9 protein-coding genes are annotated in these 7,190 nt (G+C 58.7%); 2 read left to right on the top strand and 7 right to left on the bottom strand.

Translation table 11 applies throughout. The features are described from left to right. From pseI to L0H65_RS11305, 7 genes are all read right to left on the bottom strand, one after another. On the bottom strand, window positions 1-811 hold an 811-nt coding region (pseI, locus tag L0H65_RS11335; protein ID WP_301459100.1), incomplete at its 3' end, for a pseudaminic acid synthase. A 5-nt stretch (window positions 812-816) separates the two neighbouring features. Beyond that, the gene (locus L0H65_RS11330; RefSeq protein ID WP_301459098.1) at window positions 817-1,503 is read right to left on the bottom strand and encodes a PIG-L deacetylase family protein; all 687 of its coding nucleotides are present in this window, start codon (window positions 1,501-1,503) and stop codon (window positions 817-819) included. After that, window positions 1,504-2,199, bottom strand: a complete 696-nt coding sequence (locus L0H65_RS11325) for a hypothetical protein (RefSeq protein WP_301459096.1) — start codon at window positions 2,197-2,199, stop codon at window positions 1,504-1,506. Window position 2,200: 1 nt separating this feature from the next. Then, complete coding sequence (locus L0H65_RS11320; RefSeq protein ID WP_301459095.1) at window positions 2,201-2,803, bottom strand: hypothetical protein; 603 nt, start codon at window positions 2,801-2,803, stop codon at window positions 2,201-2,203. Continuing rightward, window positions 2,800-3,522 (bottom strand): SDR family NAD(P)-dependent oxidoreductase, encoded by a 723-nt coding sequence (locus L0H65_RS11315; RefSeq protein WP_301459092.1) that lies wholly within the window; start codon window positions 3,520-3,522, stop codon window positions 2,800-2,802. Before L0H65_RS11315 ends, L0H65_RS11320 begins: the two co-directional genes overlap by 4 nt. Before the next feature lies 1 nt (window position 3,523). Then, window positions 3,524-4,876 carry a class I adenylate-forming enzyme family protein gene (locus tag L0H65_RS11310; protein WP_301459090.1) on the bottom strand — a complete coding sequence of 451 codons (1,353 nt, stop codon included), beginning with the start codon at window positions 4,874-4,876 and terminating at the stop codon, window positions 3,524-3,526. Beyond that, window positions 4,873-5,142 carry an acyl carrier protein gene (locus L0H65_RS11305; RefSeq protein ID WP_301459089.1) on the bottom strand — a complete coding sequence of 90 codons (270 nt, stop codon included), beginning with the start codon at window positions 5,140-5,142 and terminating at the stop codon, window positions 4,873-4,875. The genes L0H65_RS11310 and L0H65_RS11305 overlap by 4 nt, the downstream gene beginning before the upstream one ends. Before the next feature lie 367 nt (window positions 5,143-5,509). Here L0H65_RS11305 and pseB point away from each other — a divergent pair, with 367 nt between their 5' ends. Beyond that, a complete protein-coding gene (pseB, locus tag L0H65_RS11300; RefSeq protein WP_301459087.1) occupies window positions 5,510-6,556 on the top strand; it encodes a UDP-N-acetylglucosamine 4,6-dehydratase (inverting) in 1,047 nt (348 codons plus the stop codon). Between the two features lie 12 nt (window positions 6,557-6,568). Next, window positions 6,569-7,190, top strand: a 622-nt coding sequence (pseG, locus tag L0H65_RS11295) for a UDP-2,4-diacetamido-2,4,6-trideoxy-beta-L-altropyranose hydrolase (protein ID WP_301459085.1), incomplete at its 3' end; no start/stop codon positions are given.

Here is a 7,190-nt window from a genome sequence, read left to right as displayed (position 1 = left end):
CGCGCACCAGTTGCGCCAGTTCTTCGGGTTCCAGCGAAAAAGCGCTGTCGACCCCGCCATCGGCGCGGCGCAGGGTGAAGTGTTTTTCAACCACCGTCGCCCCCAGTGTCACGGCGGCAATCGGTACATGCGTCCCCATGGTGTGATCCGAGAGCCCTACCTGGCAATCGAACGCCTCGCGCAGCACCTTGATCGTGGCCAGGTTCGCGTCTTTCGGCTTGGCTGGATAGGCCGACGTGCATTTGAGCAAGATCAGATCCTTGCAGCCGTTGGCCCGCGCAACGCGCACGGTTTCGTCAATCTCGCCCATTGTGCCCATGCCGTTGGAAATGATGACAGGCTTTCCAGTCCGCGCCACCCGCGCCACCAGATCCACATCCGTCAGTTCCAGCGAGGCGATCTTGTAGGCTGGCGCATCGAGGCTTTCGAGAAAGTCGACTGCCGAGGCATCAAAAGGCGTGGAAAAACAGGTGATGCCGCGCTTTTTGGCATGGGCGAACAGTTCAGGGTGCCAATCCCAAGGGGTGTTCGCCTCCTGGTACAGTTCATAGAGGTTGCGGCCGTGCCACAGCCCGCCATCGTCGATGTAAAATTCATCGGTGCGGATGTCGATGGTCATGGTATCGGCGGTATAGGTCTGCAATTTCACCGCATCGGCCCCGGCCTCTGCCGCCGCATCAATCAGCTTCAGGGCGCGGTTGATGTCATTGTTGTGATTGCCCGACATTTCGGCAATCACATAGGGCTTTTCGTTCGGCCCGATCTTGCGGCCCGCAATTTCGATTGTCATCTGGCTGTTATACTGCGTCATGGTTCTCAAACCTCGATTTGGCGGTAGATGTGAAAGGCTTCGGCGGCATCAACCCCGACAGAGCCGCCGCGATATTGGGCGAGGGCGCGCACGGTCTGATACGACCGCGCATGCGGGGCGCTGCGCATTTCCATGGCATAGGCTTCAAGGGCAGCCAGTTTGCGCTGCAAGGTCGCGGTGATATTGACGAATTTCTGCGGCAGGAAGGCATTTGCCCCGGCACCAAAGCGCCATTCGGTGGAGGACAGGTTTTCAAAGCCGTAAATCTCGGCCACGCAATCATCGGGCTGCGGGCGAAATGCGGTCAGCACCGCCTCGGCCACAATGCGGTGGTCGATGTTCAGATCGCCGCTGTGATGGGTATAAATCACTTGTGGCACCAAGGGGCTGGCCGCAGCATGAATGGCCTTGATCACGCTGAGCAAGGGCAGGGTGTCAAGCTGGTTGTCGGGCAGGTCCAGAAACAGGGGCTTCTGTCCGCCAAGAATTTGCACCGCCTGACACGCGGCGGCTTTGCGCGCGGCCAGATCGTCGGGGTCCGGGGCCATACCCGCTTCGCGCGCGCCAACACCATCCGCGACAAAGATCACATGAACCCGGTCGCCTGCATCGGAATGGCGGGCCAGCGTGCCGGCACATCCAAGGGCTTCATCATCGGCATGGGCCACAATGGCCAATACGTTGCGTGTCATTCAGGGCGCCTTTGTCCTGGTTTCGGTCAAACTGACTTGGGCTGTCAAACATCCATCGTCAAAGCGTGCATCTGCAAATTCCAGCCGCAAACCGCCATGGGTCAGAAATGCCTTGGGATAGCCTTCTGCATCCAGCATACGAATGTGATCATAGACGGCCTGTAAGCCATGGGTGTCTGGCAACAGGCTTTGATCCGGGGTGCGGCGTTTGAACGTTGTCACCTCCCCGGACTGTGGCTGCGGTGTGGGTTCGTTCAGCACAATCCATTGCAACAGTTTGATCGCCTCATGTGCAGCGCGGTCAAAGATTTCATGCGCGGCGCCTGCGAGGGAGAGGGCCGACTTGGCATAGACATCGCCCGCGTCCAGAACGTCGCTCATCCGCAGGGCGGTCAGTTTGGTCTGGTCATGACCGCGCGCAATCAGGTTTTGCAACGGGCTGCCGCCGCGACCGTAAGGCACATCTGTCATGTGGAAACAGACGCATTCAAACCGCTCCAGCAGCGGTTTGGGGACGATCCAGTTCCAGTGCGGAAAAAAGATGTAGCGCGGGTCGAGGGCTGCAATCAGGGCCGGGTCAAGATCATCGCGCCCGGTGATCACGCTCCACCGTCCGGGCAACTGATCCCGCACCGCCATGAAAGCAGCGATGTTCCAAGGTTTGGTTGAGGCAAAGATGTAGTTGCGATCCGCCATGTCAGGTGATCCGCGATAGCGGGTCAGCGGCGAATTCTGCCAGCATGTCACGCATGCTTTTGGTCAGGATCTTATCCATACGCGCGCTGATTGCGGGCCAATCCTTGCGCGTTGCCCGGTAGCAAAGAACCTCTATCATCTCGCCTGTGGGGCGCGTATCCGTCCGGGTGCCGATTTCCGGAATGCCGAGAAATGTATTGATCTTTTGCGGGGCCGGATTGCTGCGTAAAACATCGCTGTTCAACGTATCACAACCGAGCACATCGAAGGCCAGAACGCCTGCAACCCCGATCAATACCGGAAACAACCCCGGTCGCGGCACGATGTCGCCGCCGATATAGCACCCCCACAGGCTGTCGGTGCCATCCTTGTTCACATTCAGCACCGCAAGCGGCACATCGTTTTCTGACAGGATAAAAAAGTGCCAGTTCCGGCGTTCCAGAGTGTCGAGGAATGCAAGATGCCCCTCACGGGTGATTTCCGCGTCGCTTAGAAAATTGGTCCGCACATGCGGGGCATTGCGCCAGGACAGCACCAGATCGGCATTCTGCGCGGTGAAGCGTTCCAGCCGCAAGCCAGAGGATGCGCCGGGGTCCGTATTCATGCGGTGCTGCCCCCGTCGATGGTCATGATCGCACCCGTCATCATCGCCGCCTCATCCGACAGCAAATAGGCCGCAGCGCCTGCCACATCTTCGGGGCGGGGCAAGCCAAGGGGGGCGCGGCGACGCACCGAGTTCAGCTTGTCACCCTGCAAACCTGCGGTCATATCGGTTTCCATATAGCCCGGCGCGATGCAGTTCACGGTAATCTTGGCCCGGCCCAATTCGCGCGACAGTGACCGGGTAAAGCCTTCCAGGCCAGCCTTGGAGGCGGCATAGACCGCCAAGCCGTTAAACCCGGTAGAGGCGATGATCGAGGAGACATTGATCACCCGGCCCTCGCGCTTGGTCAGCATACTGCGGCAGGCATATTTGGTCATCAGGATCGGCGCTTCCAGATTGACGCGCAAAACCTTGCTGATCTCGGTCTGGTGCTGGGTGGCGAGCAACCCATCCAATCCGATGCCCGCATTGTTGATAATGCCGTAAAGCGCGCCCATCTCGCGGGTGATGCCGGTGACAAACGCGGGAATTCCGTCCAGATCATCCAGATCATAGGGTTTGAAATGGATCATCTGCGGATGCGCGGCCAGCAGCGCCTCAAACTCCGGGGTCGGGCGGCGGCCGACACAGATCAGTCGGTATAGACCACCCTGCGCAAGGCGTTCGACAATGGCAAGGCCAAGGCCACGGGTTGCCCCGGTGATGAGGACATTTTTCATATCAGCCTTCTCTCGTAATCTTGCCCGCTGCATTCACGTCAAACCCGTTGGTCAGCCGCAGGGATGCAGGCACCATATGTTTTTCAAGCCGGGCGCGCAGGTAGGCCGTCACCTCTTGGCGGATGGTGTCGGGCGCGTCCGCCACCGGCACGATATCGGCCATCACCAGCGCGCCCATGATCGGGTTGGCCTTGCCATAAACCCGCGCCATTTGTACCATCGGGTGCGACAGCAGCACGCGCTCCACCTCCTCGGGATGCACCTTGTTGCCGCCGACATTGATCACGCCACTTTCGCGGCCCTTGAAAAAGACGCGGGCGTCGCGCTCCTCCACCATATCGCCGGTATCGACCCAACCATCCTGTGACACCGCCCCGCGCCCATCAAGATAGGCGGCGCCCACCTGATCATTGCGCACCCAAAGTCGGCCTTCGGCAATGCGCAAGCCAATGCCTGCGGGCGGGTCGGTCAGATAGGTAGCAGGAAACCCCGCCTTGCCATCGGTGACCGAAAACCCGACACCGGCCTCGGTCGAAGCGAAAATATGGCTGAGGCGGGCGGTGGGATAGGCGCGGGCAAGGCTCGCCAGGATCGTATCATCGGCAATCTCACCACCCAATGTGATCTGGCGCAACGGCAGGCTGCCGCCCTGCGGCGACATCAGGATTTTGCGCCACATGGTCGGGGTTGCGCTAAGATGTGTGCAGCCATGCTGTGCCAGAAATTGCAATTGCACGTCCAGCGCCACATCCTGCGGCGGGAGCACAAGACAGGCCCCCGAAAGCAGGCTTTGCAGCACCAGTTGCAACCCGGCAAAGCGGGTATAGTCATAAACCATGCCCCAGACTTGCCCGCGCCCGCGCGCGGTATCGCTGCGGGTGGTGCGCGTCAGGCTGGAGAGGGAATGTTGCACCAATTTGGGGGTGCTGGTGGTGCCGGAGGTGGTCAGAACCCAGGCAGTATCCTGCGCAGTTTGTGTCGGAGCCGGGGGCAACAAAACAGCTATTTCTGCGAAATCCCCGGCAATAGCTGATTGCAACCCCGCCGCCGCAAGGGCAACCCCTTGAAGGGACAGCACCAGATCGGGGGCAAGCTCGGCCATCAGTGGGGCCAGAACCTGCGGGGCGTGCTGCGGTGACATTAGGGCAACGGTTGCGGCTTGCCCGTCAGCAGCCGCCAACAGCGTGACGGCCTGCACCAGATCCGGGTGGTTCAGCACCAGATGCCGCCCCGTCAGTGCCGGCGCCAGACCCCTGGCGGCCTGCACCAGATCCGCGAAGCGGACCGTCTGCGCGGCCGTCACGATGGCCCTGCGTTCGGGGTCAACATGCGCCAATGCATCCAGAAAGCTCATGCTGGTTGATTGCCCAGATAGAAAGTCAGAAATTCGTCATATGTGCTTGGGTAATAGGCTTCGGTCGAAAGGCTGAACGGGTCGAAACCCAATTCCTCTTCGAGCATCGTGACCAAAATGGCAAATCCAAGGCTGTCCATCCCCGTGTTCAACAAAATCGTGTCGCCCGCAAGATCCGGGGCGGGCGCACCATCGGCCTGCATGGTGAACACCTCGGCAAAAATCCGCCGAATTGTGCTGTCCAATTTATCCTTTGAAATGCTCATGGTATCCTACTCCGGCGCTAAGGGTGTGTCCTTGGTCTGTCCGGGTCGTTTCCCGAATGCAGTATCGTATCCAAGCAGAGCCCGTTTGGGCCTTCTAAATCGGTTGGAAAAGCTTTGCTAGTCCTTCCATGGCTATTTGGCGGCATCCTGCCTTTAGCTAGTTGCGCGATATCCGCTCAGGTTCTTTTGCTACGGCTTGACTCCCATCTCCGAATATCCTTTTAACCCGGACAAGTTTGGGGTATTTCGTGCGATATGGCCCGCTGTTTTGCGCACCTGCCAGATCGTACCACCTCATTCGTTCAGGATAGGGTCCTTGGGATGTCTCTCGGGCGGGATTAACGAAGTAAAAACGATTGGAGCCGACATGGGCCGCACGCTCAATGAATTTGACCAGAACATGGCTGACCTGACAGGGAAAAGCATCCTGATTACCGGTGGGACCGGCTCTTTTGGTCAGAAGTTCGTTCGTACCATCATTAGCAACTGGGATGTGAAGCGGCTGGTCATCTATTCGCGTGACGAGTTGAAGCAATATGAAATGGCGCAGGACATGCGCGCCGAGATGAGCCCGGAAAACTTTGCCAAGCTGCGGTTCTTTATTGGTGACGTGCGTGATGGCCCGCGCCTGCGTATGGCAATGCACGGGATCAATTACGTTGTGCATGCGGCCGCACTGAAACATGTGCCGATCGCTGAATACAACCCGATGGAATGCATCAAGACCAACCTTCTTGGTGCGGAAAACGTCATTGAATCCGCCATCAGCCAAGGCGTTGAAAAGGTCATTGCGCTTTCCACCGACAAGGCATGCAACCCGATCAACCTTTATGGCGCGACCAAGCTTGCATCGGATAAATCATTCGTTGCGGCCAACAATCTTGTTGGCGGACCCACCCCACGGTTTTCCGTAGTCCGGTATGGCAACGTCGTGGGCTCTCGTGGGTCGGTCGTGCCGTTCTTCCGCAAGATCGCGGAAAACGGCAAGGAAATCCCGATCACCGATATGCGCATGACCCGGTTCTGGATCACCTTGCAGCAGGCCGTGATTTTCGTTCTCTCCAACTTCAGCCTCATGCAGGGCGGTGAGATTTTTGTCCCGAAAATTCCCTCAACCAAGATCACTGATCTGGCCCATGTGATTGCGCCGCAACTGCCCACCCGCGAAATCGGCATCCGGCCCGGCGAAAAACTGCATGAGATGATGATCTCGGAAGACGATGCCTATGTTACCGTGGATATGGGCGACCGTTACGCGATTGAACCGGCGTTTTCGGAATACAAGCGCACGTCATTGAAAGAGGTATATGGCGCAACCCCGGTTGTGGACCGTTTCTCCTATTCCAGCGATAGCAACGATTGGTGGCTGAACAATGACGAGATGACAGCCATGCTGAAGGTCGCAAAGGTTTAATCCGGCCCTGATATGGCCCTGGAACCGCAAAAACCTGTCCAATACCGGGCTGTGTTCAGGGCCGATGCTGGTCAAAGGATCGGCACTGGCCATGTAATGCGCTGCCTGTCGATTGCCGACAGATTGACGCGGATGGGGGTGGTTTCCCGCTTTGTCTGCAAGGCGCATCAAGGGCATATGGCCGCGCAGATAGGCGCGCGCGGCTATGCCTGCGACCTGCTGCCACTGACCCGTGATTGGCAGGGGGAGGGCTATCTGGCTTGGCTGGGTGGCCCGGTGCTGGATGATGCGCACCTTACTGCGCAGGCGATTACCGCAGCGGGTGGGGCGGATATGCTGGTGGTCGATCACTACGCGCTGGATGCGGCCTATCAGCGCCCTTTGCGCAAAACCCTGCGCCATATCGCCGTGATTGATGATCTGCACAACCGTTCCCATGATTGCGATATTCTGATCGACCAGAATATTGGCCATGATCCGGCGTTCTATGCCGGTTTCGTCCCTGATGCCGCCCGGTTGCTGGTGGGCGCGAAATATGCTCCGATCAGGGCCGAATTTGCCGCTTTGCGTGCCAAGTCCTTGACCCGGCGCGCGGGGGTTGCGGTGCCAAAGGTGCTGCTGGTGTCCTTGGGTG

The organism is Pseudorhodobacter sp., from assembly GCF_030452865.1.
Classification (GTDB): Bacteria; Pseudomonadota; Alphaproteobacteria; order Rhodobacterales; family Rhodobacteraceae; genus Pseudorhodobacter.
This window is presented reverse-complemented; position numbering and strand designations above follow the sequence as displayed.